The organism is Leptospira borgpetersenii serovar Javanica, from assembly GCF_003046425.1.
Classification (GTDB): domain Bacteria; phylum Spirochaetota; class Leptospiria; order Leptospirales; family Leptospiraceae; genus Leptospira; species Leptospira borgpetersenii.
Genome location: NZ_QAJG01000025.1, coordinates 27501 through 45023 on the forward strand (window position 1 = coordinate 27501; position 17523 = coordinate 45023).

Sequence of the window (17523 nt, forward strand, 5' to 3'; positions counted from 1 at the left end):
TGCTAGTTTGACTCAATCAAGCCTCGATTTGTTTAAAGGAACCTCTGCGGTTTTGTAATAAAAATTTTAAGTTTGTTTCAAAAGTAGAATTCTTCTTCAAAAAAGCCGACAATTCTGAATTCGACTCAATTTTGTGAGAACTTCTATATCTTTGCAAAAATCGCCGTTCATTTCGGGTATCATTCTCATACATCCGAGTAGTAAAGCCAATGTTAAACTCATTCAATCGTTCTTTTATTCTAAATCAACGTGAATTCGGCATAACTTTTTTATATCGAATTCACGTCTTTTATTACGAACTTATGGAATGATTGAAGCTGATTTCTTTTCAGGTTTTACAAGCGCTAAACTTTTGGAAGAATGAATTGGCGGCTTTGAAGAGAGTATTCAAACGGACGGTTCCTTTGAAAACAATTCGATAAGAATAAAAACCTCATTTTACCGTTGTCACGAATGGCGCTTATTGAAGATTCAAAGCGGTTTTGTAAAAAGAGTTTGTATTTCTAGAGAAAACCCGTCTAGCACTTTAGATACAACTGTACCAGAATCGGCGGATGCAAGAAGGGTAAAACCGGAGTTTCCGTTTTGATAGATCTCCACCGAACGTTCCATCGGATCCACAATCCAGTATTCGGCGACTCCGTGTTTTTCGTAGAGTCGTTTCTTGGTCTTTAAGTCGTGGTAGGCGTTTCCTTCGGAAAGAATTTCGGCGATCCAATCGGGCGCGCCTTCGATTCTTTTTTCCCGGATGATCGTATTACGCGCCTTTGAAATGAAGATGAGATCGGGTTGAACCACGTTGTGTTCGTCCAAATACACGTCGATCGGGGAAAAGAAAACTTCTCCAAGCTTGTTGTTTTCAACGAACGTGGATAGAGCATTCGAAAATTTACGAATGACTCTTTGATGCTCTGGAATCGGGGCTGGAACCATAAATATCTCACCATCCAAAAGCTCCGCCAAGGTTCCTTCCGGAAGTTCGGCGAAGTCCTTATCCGTTTTTAAATCGATCCTAGGCATAGCGGGTCTCAGGTATATGATATTTGTTTCGAATCCATAAATTTAGGTTGCACTTCAAATTGCTCCTTTCTGCTTACTGAGAGTCTTCGATAAACGCTCCGTTATCTCAGGCTCTCTCGTTCGATAAGTTTGGCAGATCGTTTAAAGTCTGTCAAGAAGAAGGTCGATTACTTGTAATTCGTAAACTGAACATCAAACGGAAAATCCGCATTTTTCAAAAGATGGATCACTTCCTGAAGATCGTCTTTTTTCTTACCGGTGACGCGAACGGATTCTCCCATGATCGTGACGTTGACTTTCAACTTGGATTCTTTTATGATACGGGTGACTTCCTTGGTTTGTTCCTTTTCCATTCCCTTACGGATTTTCACTTTCATCCGAACGGTTCCGCCTGTCGCTGGTTCGACTTTGGATTTGAAATCGAAGTTCTTCAGACCCAAGCCGCGTTTTGCCATCTTGGAAACAAGAACATCGATCACACTTTCGAGTTTGGCTTCGTTGTCCGAAACTAAAACGAGTTGTTCGTCTTCGAGTTGAATATCCGACTTGGAACCCTTAAAATCAAAACGGTTCTTGATCTCTCCGAGAGCCTGTGTCACCGCATTCGTCAACTCGGGTCTGCTGATTTCGGAAACCACATCAAAGGATGGATCGCTCATACGTTTTCTCCAGTTAAAGTTTGTTTTGCTAATTGGATCGCGAAAGAGATAGCGGATTCCAAGTTTTGTTTTTCCTTGCCGCCGCCTTGAGCCATGTCCGGCTTTCCCCCGCCCTTACCACCTAACATCTCACAGACGGTTCTAACTAAATCCCCGCAATGAATTCCCTTAGAAACGAGTTGGGAAGAACAAGTGATCACGACGCTTGCGTTATCCGCATTCTTACTTCCGAGAATCACGAGAAGATTTTTTTCCCGAACCTTGAGATTATCCGAAAGACCCTTGAGAGAATTCGGATCCTTATCATCGAAGATCGCAGAGACGATTTTGCCGACTCCCGTATCCATGGAAGATGCGAATACTCTTTCAATAACGGATGCGTTGTTTTCGAAGTCTCTCGATTCCAAACTCTTTTTCATTTTTAAGAATGCCGAAGTGCTTTCTTCGATTTGAGAAGCTATTTCTTCGGAAAGACCACGGAAGAATGTTACGGCGGTCGCGCCTTCCTTCTCGAGTTTTTCCCGAATCTCATCCGGTCCGGGAACGTTCGAGTTCACGAGAATTTTAGAACCTTCGTTGTCTAACTCCGATTTGATTTTTAAGTTTAAGTTCTGCACGGATTCGGTGAGTTCCGCAAAACGATTCTGAAAGGTTTCGATTACCGCAGGACCGCACACTCCTTCGATACGACGATTCCCCGCGCCCGGAGAAGACTCTTTTTTAATAAAAAAATAACCGATCTCTCCCGTGTGAGAAACATGAGTTCCACCGCAAAACTCGACCGAAGCATCTCCCATCTGAACAACTCGAACTCTATCTCCGTATTTTTCTCCGAAGGTTGCAACGGCTCCGATTTTTTTAGCGTCTTCGATCGGGAGTTCCTTGGTTACAACCGGATAATCCTTACGGATGGATTCGTTAACCCAAGATTCTATTTTGCGAATTTCTTTTGAAGTAAGCGCGGAAGGGTGAGAAAAATCAAAACGAAGATATTCGGGAGAAACAACGGAACCTTTTTGTAATACGTGATCTCCGAGCAAATTGCGGAGTGCTCCGTTTAGAAGGTGGGTCCCCGAATGATGAAATCGAAGTCTCTCTCTGCGAGTCACCTCCACTTCGGCTTCGAGTTCCTGAGCGATGGAGAATTCTCCGCTCAGTACTTCTCCGAAATGAAGGATCACGTCGTTTTCCTTTTGTGTATCAAGGACTTTGAATACGTTTTTGCCCTGACGCAAAAATCCCGTGTCTCCGACCTGCCCTCCCCCTTCGGGATAAAAAGGGGTTTTGTTTAGAACGATCGCTCCCGCTTGTCCTTCTTTCAAGGCGCTCGCAGGTTTATTCTCATTAAATAAATGTATAATATTCCCTTTTCCTGATTGAGAAGAATAACCGAGAAACTCCGTTTTTTCCACGGATTGACCGGTCATGAGGGAAACCTTGTTGGCCTTCCAGGATTCTCTGGACAACTGTCTGTCCTTTTCCAATTCCTCCTGAAATCCCTTTTTGTCGAAGTCGAGTCCTTGTTCCGCGACGATCTCTTCGGTCATTTCCGCGGGAAAGCCGTAGGTTCCGTAGAGTAAGAATGCGTCCGTTCCGGAAAAGATCGTTTTGCCGGAAGCCTTCGTCTTTGCGACGAGGGATTCTATCTTTTCGAGTCCGAGTTCCAAGGTTTTTAAGAAGAGTTCTTCTTCGGCGAGAATGGTCTTTTGAATCGCCGCGGAATTTTTACCAAGTTCCGGATAACGCGGTTTGTAGATTTCTACGACCTTATCGACAAGTTTATGAAGAAAAGGTTCTTTGAAGTTCAAGTTTCTTCCGAAAAGAGTCGCACGACGAATCAAACGACGGATCACGTATCCTCTTCCAGTTCTGTCCGGATAAATTCCGTCCCCGATCGAAAACAAAACGGAACGGATATGATCGGTCACAACTCGGAACGCAGCCTTTTGATTTGCAGCAATCCGGGCCGTATTATTTTTTTGAGTCGGCATTTTAGATAAAGTGATTACATCATCATACTTGATCCCAGACAATTCCTCGTAAAAGGATATGATCTTGCGGAGTTCGTCCGTATCGTAAACCGAATCGGCACCTTGCAGTAATAAGGCGACGCGCTCCAAACCGGAACCGGTGTCGATTCCCGTTTGTTTGAGAGGATGTAGATTTCCTTCCATGTCCTGATTGAACTGGTTGAAAACTATATTCCAAAATTCCAAAAAACGATCGCAGTCGCAGCCCGGTCTACAAGTTCCGCTAGTCGCACAATCGGGTCCGCCCTTTTCGACACCGCGATCGAGATAGAGTTCCGAACAAGGCCCACAAGCTCCGCTGTCTCCTGCCGGCCCCCAAAAGTTGTCCTTTTTACCGAGACGCGTTATGCGCTCTTTTGGAATTCCCTTGGACAACCAGATTTTTTCCGCTTCGTCGTCGTCGGTATAAACCGTTACCCAAATCTTATCCTTGTCGAAACCAAGGTGATTGACGGAGCAATCGAGTGCGTATTCAATCGCTTCTTCCTTGAAATAATCTCCGAAACTGAAGTTTCCGAGCATCTCAAAGAAGGTGCAATGACGCTCCGTTTTACCGACCACTTCGAGGTCGGTGGTTCGCAGACACTTTTGACAGGAAACTGCTTTTGTATAAGGGAGCTCGACCGCGCCGGTAAAGAACGGTTTGAACTGAACCATTCCCGCGGTCGTAAAAAGAAGTGTAGGATCTCCTGCGGGAAGCAGGGAAGAGGACGGAACTATGGTGTGGGCTTTGTCCTTAAAGTAGTTTAAAAAGATTTCGCGGATTTCCGCTACAGATTGGCGTTTCATGATACCTCTAAAATCAAAAAATGCCTGAAGCTCTCGGACGAAAGAGATTCAGGCATTTCAAAAAACGAAATGAAATGAAAAAGAAACTTAACGTTTGGAGAACTGAGTTCCTCTTCTCGCTTTGTGAAGACCGTATTTCTTTCTTTCCACCATTCTCGGATCTCTGGTTAAGAATCCTTCCTTTTTCACGGCTGGACGGAACTCCGGCTTAATTCTGCAGATGGCTCTCGCGAGTGCGTGACGAATCGCTCCGACTTGTCCGGTGATTCCCCCTCCGGAAACGTTCAGATTCAGATCATACTTATCCAATACGTTCAAAAGAGAAAGAGGACGAACCGCTTCTTCGATAATCGCCTTGCGGTTTTGAAGATAGTCTTTGATGTCTTTGTGGTTTACGGTGATTTTACCGGAACCTTCTTTGATTTTTGCGCGGGCAACAGAGGTTTTTCTTCTTCCTACTGCCCAGATTTCTTTTGCGGGTGCCATTCAGGTCTCCTTAGATTTCCAGTTTCACAGGCTTTTGTGCCTGGAGGTTGTGTTCCGCACCCGAAAAAATTTTGCAATGGGTGAGCATTTTATCTCCGAGTTTGCTTTTTGGAAGCATTCCTTTTACGGCCTCGTAGATTACCTTTTCCGGTTGTTTTGCAATCAAATCTTTGAACACGGTTTCGGTCATCCCGCCCGGATAACGAGAGTGATGATAATACATTTTCTGTGTTTCTTTGTTACCGGTCACTTTCACTTTGGAAGCGTTGATAACGATGATATTGTCTCCACAATCTTGGTTGGGAGTAAAGGTTGCTTTGTGTTTTCCGCGAAGTCTTGCGGCGATTCCGGAAGCGAGTCTTCCCAGAGTTTTTCCTTCCGCATCCACTACGAACCAGCTTTTTACGGCGGCATTTTCTTTCGTAAGAGAAGGAGTTCTATGCGCTTTTGATACTACTGACATGAAAATATCGTCCTGTAGAGGCCAGAGTTTCGCTTTGACCCCCAAAGTCAAGAAAAAAGAGCCGAAACGTCCATTCCGGCTCGATTTGACACGAACACAAGTCGGAATTCAGCTCCCAATCCTAAAGAAATTGGTATTCCAATTTCGCCTTTTCGATTCCAAATCTGTAAGTCCTGCGAGAATTTGCGGTAGCCCACATTTCTCTGTCCATGTGACTTTCGATTCTATAAATTCGCGAAAAATGTAGGAACACCGCCCATAAAACACGGGGAAGAAGTCCGGAAAGTTCTTCAAAAGGAATATCAGTAAAAGCAAACCGGAAAAGTTTTTCCTTATACAAGATAGATAAATGTCATCGAGATACAGACGAAAAAATCTTCTTAAAAAGACGACCCAACGGCTCTTCAATATATCGATGTATCAACCAAGAAACCCCGAAGGTAAAAAGAAAACTCAGCATAAGGCTTAAAGTAAAAAAAGTTAGGCCGGTTTCAAAAAGATCAGGCAACAACACTTTTAACACACCAAAAGAAATTAAGGAAAGAAGTAAATGCCATATATAAATCGTATAGCTTAGATTTGCGATTGGGGTAACAAATTTTAAACTTAATCCTTTAGCCAAAAGAGTGTTAGGAAAGAAGATTACCGATAAAAGAACAAACGCGTAAACAAAATCAATTAAGTTGAATCTTATCGTCCCTGAAAAAAAAGAATAAATGGATTCACTTTTTAAATTAATAAAAATTAAAATTAAAAGAGGTAATAGAAGCGATAAAAAGCTCATTACACGACCCGATAGATATCTTTTCAGATAATCTCCGCGATTAACAATCCAATCCATGAGAATTACTCCCATAACAATCGAATCCGCGCGAGTATGTGTAGGGCGAAAAACTAAGGTTTCATAATCCGTTCCAAAAATATCCGGACTAAGATAAATATAAATTCTCAACAAACCAGGAATCAAATACAATCCCCAAAGAATACATTGCCTTGTAAAAAAATCCCGTTTAAACAGAACCAATCCGCAAAAAAAAGGAAATATCAGATAAAATTGTTCTATTATGGATAGGAACCAAGTATGAATATTAGGCCCTCTTAGATAATTCCCCAAAAAAACGAAATCAGCCCAAGCATTCCGTAAACCGTTATCCGTACTCTCCATAACGTTCAAAGCCATCAACGTTTCAGGTACGGATAACTCTTTTGTCGCCACCCATTTTTCACTCATAGAATAGGAAATCCGATTTATTAAATAGCTAATCGTGATAAAAAGATAATAAACAGGAAGTAACCTATAATTTCTCCTTAAGAAAAAATCCAAATAACGGATTTTTCCGTTCTCCGACCATTCTCTCCACAAGGCCATAGAAATTAAAAAACCGCTGAGAATAAAAAACAAGTTCACTTCAAAGTGATGAAGTATTTCGATAAATGCCTGGAGAACGGCATTATTATTTGCAGAGGTATACCCGGAATAAAAATAATAATGATATATAAATACAGCGACAATTGCAAACGCTCGCAATCCGTTCAGCGGCGGGATTTCCCCTTTTTTATTCCCTATTTTCTGCTCCATAAACCCCGTTTCCATATTCAAATTTTATAACGTATTTCATTTTCAAATAAAGTTGATAGGAGATAAAACCATAATCTTTCATTATGACTGCTTCGGAAAAAGCTCGCTCTCAAAACGATTTATAAGAATCCGTCGAGCAACCATAAGAGCGAGACGTTTTAGTTACCAGCTTGATCTTTCTGATGAAGCAGAAAACTAAAGTGCCGGCCCCCAAGGATCGCTTCCGCAGATTTTGGGACGCACTATAAATATCCTGAAAACTTTTAAGATTTGTACTTTGTATTTTTTGGACCAAAATGTAAAGTGAACTTTCAAATTTTTCGTTTAAACCTGATAATTCATTTTTCTTCTGAAAATTCGACCTATACTTAAGGGAACCTTTATAAAAAAGATTTTAGAATTCTCGAATGTCGTAAAACAATAGCTTCTCATAAGAATTCTTTATAACGTTCCGTCGTTTTTTGACTTTATAGAGGTTCCCTTAAAGTTCCCTATTTTGTCAAATTCTATTCGCTTCAATCACTCCATCCCCAAAGTCGTTATTTCCGATTCCTAAAAAACGATAATCTCTACATACTGTAAAACGATCGAAATTTTATATTCGATGATTTACGGGGAAACTTCACGATTCATACAAGAACAAAATTTGAAAACTCGACTATTACGGTTCTTATGCAAAAAATAAAGTATGAATTTCAACTCTTAAAACTTCGATTTTCCCCGCTACAATTTCCAATACAAAAGAATCTCTTTATTTCCGGATCTACCCTCAATCGGAGACCATTCTAAACCTAAAATGACACCTCCGATCTCTTTTTTGAGATAGCCACAGAGAGAACGAACAATCCTAATTCGAATTTTAGGATCTCTTAAAATTCCTTTCGTAAGATTTTTTTTATCCGATTCAAACTGAGGCTTTATCAAAGTAATACATTCTAATTTCGGAATATATTTTTCCTCTCTCAATTTTCGAAATACCGGAAAAACAGACCGGAGAGAAATGAAACTGAGATCCGTTACAATCACGATCGATTCGGGATGAGGCGCTTGAAAACGATTCGTCTCCCATTCGATTTCCGAAGAGGATAATCTTTTCAGATGAAAACGATCTTTCACGATTACGGAAGGATGGTTTCGCAACTTTTCGGCTAACTGACCATAACCTACGTCGCACGCAAAAACTTTCCAGGCTCCCTTTTCCAAAAGCACTTGTGTAAATCCTCCCGTCGAAGCACCAAGGTCTACACAAAGTTTTCCATCCACCTGTAAGGGAAAAATCTCGAAAGCCCTCAATAATTTATACGCACCCCTACTTACATATTCTCGTATGACATTGAGGATTTTAATTTCCGAATCTTTTGGAAATTTTAATCCGACTTTAGTTATCTTTTGTTCGTTTACCAAGACGGAACCGGAAAGAATCAAACTTCTCGATTTTTCCGGAGAATCCGCAAGTCCCCGTTCTAGGAGAAGAACATCGAGTCTAATTTTTTCTTTGGCCAATGTAAATCGGAAGCCCCTGAAAGAATGTTCCCTCTTCGTTCGTGGAAACAAAACTAGAAGAGATGGAAATTAGATTTTTTTGAAGTTCTTGGACCATTTTTTTACAACGTTCCATTCCTAACAACGCAGGATATGTGATCTTACCCGTTTTTTGATCTTTACCCGGAGTTTTACCCAAGGATTCCTGAGTTCCTTCCACATCCAAAATGTCGTCGGTGATTTGGAAAAGCAAACCTAGATCTTCCCCGTATTTGGATAAAGGCCCCTCTCTTTTTTTCCAATCCTTACGAAGACGATTTCCCAAAAGTAAGGCAGCCTTAATGAGAGCTCCCGTTTTTAAACGATGAGTCAATTGGACCATCGCGACCTTTTCTTGTTCGCTCTTGGAATTTCGGTTCTTCGTATTTTCCCTTTCCATCTGTAAATCATATATTTGTCCGGAGACCATTCCGGGTGCACCACAACCTGTATGCAAAATTTCTAATAAATCCCGATGCAAAAAATAATCCTCATTATCCCCTTGAATCAAAGATATAAAATAAAACGCGAAAGAATTTAACGCGTCGCCCGCCAAAATCGCCGTGGCCTCGGAAAACCTCTTATGAAGAGTTGGTAAACCCCTTCTAAAATCGTCGTTGTCCATACTTGGAAGATCGTCGTGAATCAAAGAATAGGTATGTATACATTCCAAAGACGACCCGAGAAGAAGAGTGTTTCGAGTTTCGTTTTGAGATCCGCCGAAAGCCGCCAATACCAAAACCGGTCTGAGTCGTTTACCTCCGGCAACAAGACTGTATTTCATGGCTTCAAAAAGTTCGGGGGCGGATTGTTCGGAAAGTATGGAAAGGGTTTGAGAGTTTAAAAAATTCTCAAACATAACTCTATAAGAATGGAATATAGCGGAAAAAGAAGATAGACTCACTCTGCCTCCAAATTGAAAGAAAACTTCGAATTGTAAAGCAAAGTCCGATAGTCATATAAGAACTTATCTCGCAACAAACTAAAATGAAAAGAACAATCTCCGAATACGATCCTTTCGAAATACTCCCAAACTCGCAAGACCCGATTCGTTTTTCAACGTTTAAGATTTTACTTTTAATACGACTTTTCCGACGGAAATACCGGATTGAAAATATTTCAGAGCTTCGTCAATCCTCTCCAACGGAAATGTTTTACCGATATGAGGCGGAGAAATATTGAGTTTGACAAGACCGTTCAGATGTTTCGTTAATTTTTCTACCTTTTCATAAAGCCAGATCAGATTGAATCCCATAATCGCTTTATTATCCGAAACCATTCGCATCGGATCCAATTTCGGCCTGGAAAAATATTTATAGGCGAGTCGAAGCCAATTGACTCCACTGCCCCCACCCATCATCTCCGCAGCACCGTAAACGATCATTCTTCCCATCGGAGTCATAACATCATAACTTTCCTGAAAGATTTTTCCCCCGATACATTCTAAAACGAGATCCAATTCTCTTCCGGAAAGCGATTCTTGAAGATCCTTTTTAAATCGACTCGAACGGACGATTTGTCTGTCGTAACCTTCTTTTTTAAGAAAATCAATTTTGGCGGAAGTTCCGATCGTTCCAACCGTAAACGCACCCAATTTTTTCGCGATTCGATTTGCCAGAATTCCGACCCCGCCGGCCGCACTATGAATCAAAACCGTCTGTCCTTTTTTAAGATCCCCTAAAGCGACTAACGCGTAATAGGCGGTTAATCCTTGCACTAAAAAACCGGCACCTTGATCAAAATCCCATTTAGGAGGAAGTCTGAACACATATTTCGAATCGATATTCAAATGAGAAACGTAACCGCCGAAACGGGTAACTCCCATAATTTTATCTTTTTTCCTTATGTTCTTAACCTTTTTTCCCGCAGCGACTACAACTCCCGAATATTCGAGTCCCGGAATAAAAGCGCCTTCCGGAACCGCACTATACAATCCCTGGATTGCAAATAGATCCGCGAAATTCAACCCGATCGAATGAACTTCGATCTGTACTTCGTTTTCACCGGGTTCAGGAAGAGTTTCCGTTTCCAAACGAACATTTTCAAGAGATCCTTTTTTTCGGACAAGGGCGATCGTTCTTTGCATGAAAGGAAGTTATAAAAATTCAAAACAAAAGGGCAAGAAGAATTTTCAAAACGGTTCCGATCTAAAAGCCTTCTTCTCTATATTTTCGTTTAGAATGAAATTCGGGATTAAACCAATAAGACGCATATCCTTTCCAAAAGCACCTTGTAAACGCGCATACAGATCGTTATCGTCCACTATCTTTACAAGTGACTGTATCTTTGAATAAGAGAACACAGAAATTTGTATAATCGTTTCTCCGCTTTTGGAACTATAAGAATACGTTATGTTTTCTTCAAGTTTCCTATCTAAACTTCAAAAAAATTTATCTCGCATCGATCCTTTCCACATTGGTTATACCGAATTCACGTTATTTTAGATTCTATAAAACCCCGCATATTTTTAGGATAATCGGGAAAATCACCTCCATGTATCTCCTTTGAAATCGCGTGCAAGGTTACCAATCAGTTTAAATTCGTCCCGAAAATCCAAGATGTCTTTTTTCAAACGGAGTATCTTAGATAATTTTCATTACAAATCACCTATTTTCTAGTTTCAAAACCATACGAATCGATAACAAAAGACAAACTGACTATAATATTTGGTGCCAAATCATATGAATTTATGGAAAAGATTTCGATTTTATTTTTTTAATTTCTATCCTCCCTATTTTGCCGCTGGAATCCGGTACAAAAGAATCAGCAAAGATTTTACTCATTTTCAACTCTCTATGAAACTCCATTGGTGGAATCAAAACCTCGTCGGAACTCACTTCGGCGGTTCGCTTTACTCCATGTGTGATCCGTTCTACATGCTTATTCTTATGGAGAATTTAGGAGAGGAATATATCGTCTGGGATAAAACGGCAACGATTCGATTTATCACTCCCGGAGTGGGCAAAGTTTATGCAGATTTTGAGATTTCTCAGGAAGAAATAGAAAGAATTCGAAAAGAAGCCGACGAAAAAAGAAAGTTAGACGCGTTTTTTCAAACTAAAATTTACGATGCAAAAACGGGAAAGGTAGTCGCCGAGCTTGATAAGATCGTCTATGTGAGAAGAAAGGAAAGAATTAAAAAAGAAAAAACTCTCAAGCAGACTCCATAAAAAACCGAACGAAACAGAATCAACTTAACCGAGATAACGATTAAAAGAACAAATGACGCAAAAAAAATTGGAAATGTATAGAGTGATGTTTAATATATAAAAAATTAATTGTATTCAAAAATTTCAAACAACACCTTTATTACTTAAAATCACATAATAAGATACCTAATATAAAAGAACCCGTTCTAAAAATCAAAGAACAGGTTCCGATCACTTGTAATCTGTTATCTGCCGTATTTCGCCAAAATTTTAGCTTCACCGATTTTAAGAGAATTGATGTAAAAGCCGATCAAGGCACCGGAAGAATTCTGATCGGCCGAAATCCTATCTTTAAGAGCATAAACGGTGAAATAATAGCGATGAGGTTTGTGACCTTGAGGTGGACAAGGACCGCCATAACCAGGCATGCCGAAATCAGTTCTGCTTTGAATCGCCTCTTTTGGAAGAAGATTTTTTTCTAAGTTGCCGGCGTTTGCAGGAATAGAAGTTGTAGTAGCTGGGATATTAAAAACCACCCAATGCCACCATCCACTGCCAGTCGGTGCGTCCGGATCATAAACGGTTATAGCGATACTTTTTGTATTTTTCGGAAGACCAGTCCAAGATAACGCGGGAGAAATGTTTCCACCGGAACATCCGAAACCGTTAAACACCTGTTCGTTGGCGATAAGTTTACCGGAAGTCAATTCGGGACTTTTCAATTGAAACGGTTCCGCTTGAAGTAAAGTTGCGGAAATCAAAAATACGAATACGAATCCTTTGATTTTCATAAAACGAATCTCCTATTTAAATTCAAATTTATAGTTCAACAGAAACTTATATCAATTGCAAGACGAGTTTTTTAATTTTTTAAAAAATCGAAGTATAGTCAGGTCCGAATTAAAAAGTTGAAGAATTTTGAATATGAAAAAAGTTCAAAGCTTTCGAATTAATTTCATTCTAAGGATTCTAGTTTAACGCGAATTCGGCTAACAAATACAAAAGCGATTATTATGCTCGATCCATAGGGCACATTTTAGTTTCAGCGCGGTTCGCCTTTGCTTGCAAGGCTGGATTCGCTCGAACTTTTTTATACTGAACCCATGTTATTTTATATTTTCATAATATTCTATGCTGATTTTTTATTTTCTGCAGACGTATTTGATTCTTTTTTTGGAATATAAACTTCGATGATTATACGGTTTATTTTTGAGATAGGTTGAGGATAAAGATGCAATGATACTTATTACGCTTCGATGGTTACAACGATTGATACGGAAAGTGATTTAGAGGGAAACGAAAAGTCTTATTGCTGCAGTTGATGAAACGACCCTGGAAAACCCCGCTTATAGCCGAATCTGGTTCGAGAACTTTCTATTTTCGATTCCTTCTCCGAAAAGAAATTTCGAAAAAACCGATTTCGGAAAAGGAATAAGAGCCGGTCTCAAAACCTTAGGAATGTAAGAACTATTACAATTTTAAACGACGGGAGAAAACCGCCAATGCAACGGTTTCTGTGGGAACTCTCACGCTTTTTGAAAACTTGCCGGATCGTTTAGAGATATTTTTCTTCAGGTTTTGAGACCGGCTCTAAGCGAAAATTTAACGCGAAATTAAAGTTTTAATTTCTTTTTGATCAAATCTAAAAAGTCGGCAACAAATTCGTCCCCTCTACGATTTTTATCGGCGAATTCGAAAGCTTCTTTTGTGGAATCTTCCAATTTTTCATTTTTTGTGGTGATATTCAAAAGCGAAGCCAAAGAAGCGTAGACGATATCCCCGTTTTCGGAAGAAATAATTTTATTTTTCAAAGCGATCGTCGCATCACCGGGCTCCGCAATTTTCCCTAAAGCGACCGCTGCAGCCGTTACGATTTTAGGTTCATTATTACGGTTAAGAAGATGAATGAGTTCCGGAATCGCGGACTTTTCCTTATTCTTTCCAAGAGCGACTGCGGATTCGTATTTTTCAGAATCGGAACCGGAAGAAAGAGTTTTGATATGTTCTTCGGTGGATTTTTCCGCAAGAAGAGCGCCGGACGTGAAAGAAACGGCGAACGCAAGAATAAGAAGAGAACGAAATTTCATGAGTGACTCCTTTCCTTCGGAAGAATCGTATAACGAAACGCAAGAGTCAATCTAAAATTCTAAGGTACAATCGATTTCCAGGAATTTGCTTTGCACATCCGATCACATTCAAAAAATAAAACAAGGGATTGCCCATTTACGAAAACCTTGTCAAGATGACCCCAAATTTCTAAAAAGAAGAATATGTCCGCAATTCCTTTCCACTCTCATTCACTCAAAAACTTTTTCCACAAATGGAAACGGGAATTTATTCCCCTTAAAATTTTGGATCGATATTTATTCGGAGAGTTCTTCAAGGTCTTTATCGGAACCGTAGTTCTGCTTACCGGAATCATGCTCCTATCTCTCGTAAACGACAACATGAGAAATTTTACGACCACAAAAGCGCCTAGATACCACGTGGCTCTTTTTTTGGTCTACAGTCTTCCAAAAATCATATCCACTACCGTCGTTTCAATGTCCTTGATGTTTTCGATCTGTTTTACCGTCGGTCAGTTTTCCGTGAATAAAGAACTCGTATCGATGATGGCTGCGGGAATTTCTTTTTTTAGAATTGTGGCACCACTTATCTTATTCGGAATTCTAATGTGGATCGTGATGCTTTTCGTAACGGAACTCATCGTAAGGCCGGTCAACAAATTGGCAAAGATAGAACACGATATTCTTACGGAAGGAATGGGAACTCTTGCAAACAGTGTGTATCAATTTCATGTAAAGGGGAAGGAAGGTTTTTATTATTTGTATTTTTATGATCCCAATAAGGACGAAATCAACGGCGGATTCAATTACATTCGACTCCGGAATGATGGATCGCCTGAAACCGTAATTTCCTCCTTAAAGGCGAAGTATAACTACGAAACCAAACTCTGGAAGATGAAGAAGGTGGAAGAGTGGCATTTCGATAACGACTTAAAACTCAGTTCTCAGGAATCTTTCGAGGAGAAAGAATACGAACTTCCAGAAGATCCCACCTATTTTAAGATTCCTGCAGGTTCGGTGGAAGAAATGAATCTCTTTCAGTTGAAAGAAGAGGAAAAAAGAAGAATTCAAAAAGGCCTTTCTTACGGAGACGTCCTTACTGAAAAACACTCCGTATTTGCATTGCCTATGATGACGATCATCGTAACCCTAATCGGAACGATCGCGGGTTATTTCACCAAAAAGACTGCGGGAGTCGCATCTTTAGGGATCACGATCGGAGTAGTATTGATTTATTATATATTCAATTCCGCTGGTAAATCCTTAGGAGAAAACGGAGTTATACCACCTTTCGTAGGAGTTTGGATCACTCCCAGTCTGTTTTTAGGACTGTGTTTCTGGATGTTCCGTCGTATGAATCTTTAGCTGGTAGATAGTGGCATAAATGGTTTCGTCATAGTGAACATCTTTCAATTACAAAATGGTTATATACTTGTTCCCGATTTTGGACTTCAAGTCATAGTATATACGAATCATTCTGTCGATATATTTACAGCGAGCCCTAGGACCTGCGGTGTTGTATCCACACCAAAGATAAAAGCCGGATCCGGCAAACCGGATATCGTTTAAAGAGCTAATAGAGATGTTTGATTTTGATAATACATAGGAAGCTGTGTTTTGTTATTGGTCGGTTATCTTTATATTTCAACGAATTCGTTGAAAAAAATCCGTGCTAAAACTTCTGCTCTTTCTTTATTATTTAGGGACTTTAAATTTTCACGATTTAATAAATCCGAACTTACGGATGTAATTTTCAAAACTACATTCGTTTTGTTCGAAATAATTCTAGAACAACATTCTTTCGGATCTAAAGTTTTAAGAACTTGCCCCAAAACTGTCTTCTGTGGGAGCGGCATTGCCGCGACACTGTCCTCAGTCCTCTGAATGTAGGAGTTCCCACGGATCATGGTTCTTTGGTAATTTACGGGCTTTCGAGCAGATTTTATTGTTCGTGCACTCTTGTCGGAGTTTCTTACGATTCCAAGGTTTTGGGACAAGTTCTAAATAATTTTAGAATAGGGAATGATAAAATTCGGTCAGGGAGTATCACTCATTCGAGATAATTCCAATTTACGATAGTCAAAAATTTTTGAACCACTTGAATGAAAATTGATTTTTTTTATAATTTCGGAAAAAAAATTCATTTCTTTCCCGTATACCTTCCGATATATAGTTTAGATTGTCTCCAGAAGTAAGATCTTTGATGCGACATAGGGTATTTCAGAAAAGAAGTCCCTACTAAAAGTTCATACCAAATCGGTATTCTTTCCGGATCTTGAATTCTGAAGAGGAGGAAAGAACATGGACGTTCCACTCACAAATCTGATCAGCTCTGCGGAAAAGCTCATCCGCGACAAACGGTCTTCCGTTAACACCAAAGCTGTACCCGCTCAAGAAGAGCGAGGAAGCCTAGACAAAACGGAGTTTTCTTCAGGACTTACGTCCCGTTATTTGAAAATTCAGGAAACCCTTGATAGTCTTCAAGGAGAATTCACCCGTGAACAAATGAAACTCGGTATTTTAAACGAAGGAAATACACCGAACAACGAACTCATAAACATTCTGTTCGGTGAAACACCTTTGTTTAGAGAACTTGCAGATAATCCGGATATCGACCAGGCCGTTTTGAAAGAGCAGATTCAGGAAAAGAAAAATAAACTCACCGACACGATTCGTAACTTAGAGGTAGAATCCGAAAATATTTTTTCCATCGGAATATTAAAAGATCGGGATAATTTTTCCAAGTCTTTGGAAACTATCACCGGCAAAAATGTTCACATGAAACAATTTTCGGAAAAAGCGATCGAGAGATTGATTAAAGAATAAAAAGAGCGGGAAAATTAAGATCTTTCCCGCCTTCTCCGTAAGTTAGACTCTAATTTCGTAAAACTTCGGGCCCTAATTTTGCCAAGAACCGCATAATGTATGTCTACGTTTTCCCTAAATCTTAAATTTCTATTTATTAGAATCCGATGCAGAAAATTCAGTGCGTCTTTCCTATGTTTCTTGTATCAACCTCTTCCACACGGTTTTACATAAGATCATAAAGTTTAAACTTACAAAACATAGAATCTTTACCCCTACTATTTATACAAAGGAGAAGGACTTAACAAGCTCGAGTTCTTATACCCAAACTCCTATCGAGCGACCATAGAAGCGAGATGCTTTCGTTTCCTTCGCGGTCGACAGAACACCTCATAAGTTGAGTTGGAATAGTAGGATCAAAAAGGCACATTTTTTCAAGTGTTCCGACAAGGATGAGGTTTTTTACTTGCAAAAAGTATGATTTTCTGATAGACAAAAATCACCGAAGTCTTCCCACCTATTTCGCGACCCGTAGAGAGCGAAATAGAGTTTATTCGTCCCTCCACCCAAAACGCGCATAACCTTACCCACAAGTTGAAGAGGATTTTAGAATCAGAAGGATCCAAAACGCACATTTTTCAAGTGTTCCGACAAGAATGAGGTTTTTTACTTGCAAAAAGTACAATTTTCTGATAATGGAAAGTCCCCCAAGCCTTTCTTTCCTCCTCCCAAAATTAGGGAAAACTCATGCAACGCTCTCTATAAATCATTTGCAGGTGTAAGTTTCACAGTGGATTTGTCGTAATTCCGACAGATTTATATGGAGATCCAAATACTTGTGGGTAAGGTTATGACCCAAAGAAACTCAATGCAGAGCTTTCCTATGGGTCGCTCTGAAAAACTCAATGCAGAGCTTTCCTATGGGTCGCTCTGAAAAACTCAATGCAGAGCTTTCC

15 protein-coding genes and 1 pseudogene (1 of these 16 cut by a window edge) are annotated in these 17523 nt (G+C 40.0%); 3 read left to right on the top strand and 13 right to left on the bottom strand.

Annotated features, from left to right (window positions below; translation table 11 throughout):
* The 10 genes from mpl17 to CLV95_RS15720 all read right to left on the bottom strand — a co-directional run.
* A protein-coding gene (gene mpl17 / locus CLV95_RS15660) for a cell surface protein MPL17 (RefSeq protein WP_002734756.1) crosses the window boundary here: on the bottom strand, position 1 shows a 1-nt sliver of it. The gene continues 395 nt to the left of window position 1, outside the view; only 1 of the gene's 396 nt is visible here; the start codon is cut by the window's left edge — 1 of its three bases falls inside, at position 1; its stop codon lies off the left edge, out of view.
* A 470-nt stretch (positions 2 to 471) separates the two neighbouring features.
* On the bottom strand, positions 472 to 1020 hold the full coding sequence (locus tag CLV95_RS15670; protein WP_002734791.1) for a Uma2 family endonuclease: 549 nt from the start codon (positions 1018 to 1020) through the stop codon (positions 472 to 474).
* Between the two features lie 167 nt (positions 1021 to 1187).
* The gene (locus CLV95_RS15675; RefSeq protein WP_002722105.1) at positions 1188 to 1679 is read right to left on the bottom strand and encodes a YajQ family cyclic di-GMP-binding protein; all 492 of its coding nucleotides are present in this window, start codon (positions 1677 to 1679) and stop codon (positions 1188 to 1190) included.
* On the bottom strand, positions 1676 to 4498 hold the full coding sequence (alaS, locus tag CLV95_RS15680) for an alanine--tRNA ligase (protein ID WP_002734777.1): 2823 nt from the start codon (positions 4496 to 4498) through the stop codon (positions 1676 to 1678). The genes CLV95_RS15675 and alaS overlap by 4 nt, the downstream gene beginning before the upstream one ends.
* An 87-nt stretch (positions 4499 to 4585) precedes the next feature.
* Positions 4586 to 4984, bottom strand: a complete 399-nt coding sequence (gene rpsI / locus CLV95_RS15685) for a 30S ribosomal protein S9 (RefSeq protein ID WP_002722061.1) — start codon at positions 4982 to 4984, stop codon at positions 4586 to 4588.
* Positions 4985 to 4994: 10 nt separating this feature from the next.
* A complete protein-coding gene (gene rplM / locus CLV95_RS15690) occupies positions 4995 to 5447 on the bottom strand; it encodes a 50S ribosomal protein L13 (RefSeq protein ID WP_002734769.1) in 453 nt (150 codons plus the stop codon).
* A gap of 352 nt (positions 5448 to 5799) precedes the next feature.
* On the bottom strand, positions 5800 to 7026 hold the full coding sequence (locus CLV95_RS15705) for an acyltransferase family protein (RefSeq protein ID WP_002734767.1): 1227 nt from the start codon (positions 7024 to 7026) through the stop codon (positions 5800 to 5802).
* 723 nt (positions 7027 to 7749) lie between these two features.
* On the bottom strand, positions 7750 to 8529 hold the full coding sequence (locus CLV95_RS15710; protein WP_002722078.1) for a TlyA family RNA methyltransferase: 780 nt from the start codon (positions 8527 to 8529) through the stop codon (positions 7750 to 7752).
* On the bottom strand, positions 8510 to 9451 hold the full coding sequence (locus CLV95_RS15715) for a polyprenyl synthetase family protein (protein WP_002738094.1): 942 nt from the start codon (positions 9449 to 9451) through the stop codon (positions 8510 to 8512). Before CLV95_RS15715 ends, CLV95_RS15710 begins: the two co-directional genes overlap by 20 nt.
* Positions 9452 to 9610: 159 nt before the next feature.
* Complete coding sequence (locus CLV95_RS15720; RefSeq protein WP_002727406.1) at positions 9611 to 10633, bottom strand: synaptic vesicle VAT-1 family membrane protein; 1023 nt, start codon at positions 10631 to 10633, stop codon at positions 9611 to 9613.
* A gap of 595 nt (positions 10634 to 11228) precedes the next feature.
* On the opposite strand from CLV95_RS15720, the gene CLV95_RS15730 reads away from it, so the two are divergent.
* The gene (locus CLV95_RS15730) at positions 11229 to 11717 is read left to right on the top strand and encodes a DUF4442 domain-containing protein (RefSeq protein WP_002721353.1); all 489 of its coding nucleotides are present in this window, start codon (positions 11229 to 11231) and stop codon (positions 11715 to 11717) included.
* A 224-nt stretch (positions 11718 to 11941) separates the two neighbouring features.
* Here the strand turns inward: CLV95_RS15730 and CLV95_RS15735 are convergent, their stop codons facing one another.
* Complete coding sequence (locus tag CLV95_RS15735) at positions 11942 to 12487, bottom strand: YbhB/YbcL family Raf kinase inhibitor-like protein (RefSeq protein ID WP_002721348.1); 546 nt, start codon at positions 12485 to 12487, stop codon at positions 11942 to 11944.
* Between the two features lie 822 nt (positions 12488 to 13309).
* On the bottom strand, positions 13310 to 13783 hold the full coding sequence (locus CLV95_RS15740; RefSeq protein WP_002721335.1) for a HEAT repeat domain-containing protein: 474 nt from the start codon (positions 13781 to 13783) through the stop codon (positions 13310 to 13312).
* Positions 13784 to 13966: 183 nt separating this feature from the next.
* Here CLV95_RS15740 and CLV95_RS15750 point away from each other — a divergent pair, with 183 nt between their 5' ends.
* Positions 13967 to 15127 carry an LptF/LptG family permease gene (locus CLV95_RS15750; RefSeq protein WP_002721342.1) on the top strand — a complete coding sequence of 387 codons (1161 nt, stop codon included), beginning with the start codon at positions 13967 to 13969 and terminating at the stop codon, positions 15125 to 15127.
* Between the two features lie 671 nt (positions 15128 to 15798).
* Here the strand turns inward: CLV95_RS15750 and CLV95_RS18980 are convergent.
* Positions 15799 to 16065, bottom strand: a pseudogene (locus tag CLV95_RS18980) (hypothetical protein).
* Here CLV95_RS18980 and CLV95_RS15765 point away from each other — a divergent pair.
* A complete protein-coding gene (locus CLV95_RS15765) occupies positions 16064 to 16588 on the top strand; it encodes an LIC10415 family protein (RefSeq protein WP_002721351.1) in 525 nt (174 codons plus the stop codon). The pseudogene CLV95_RS18980 and the gene CLV95_RS15765 sit on opposite strands and share 2 nt — an antisense overlap.
* The last annotated feature ends 935 nt before the right edge of the window (positions 16589 to 17523 follow it).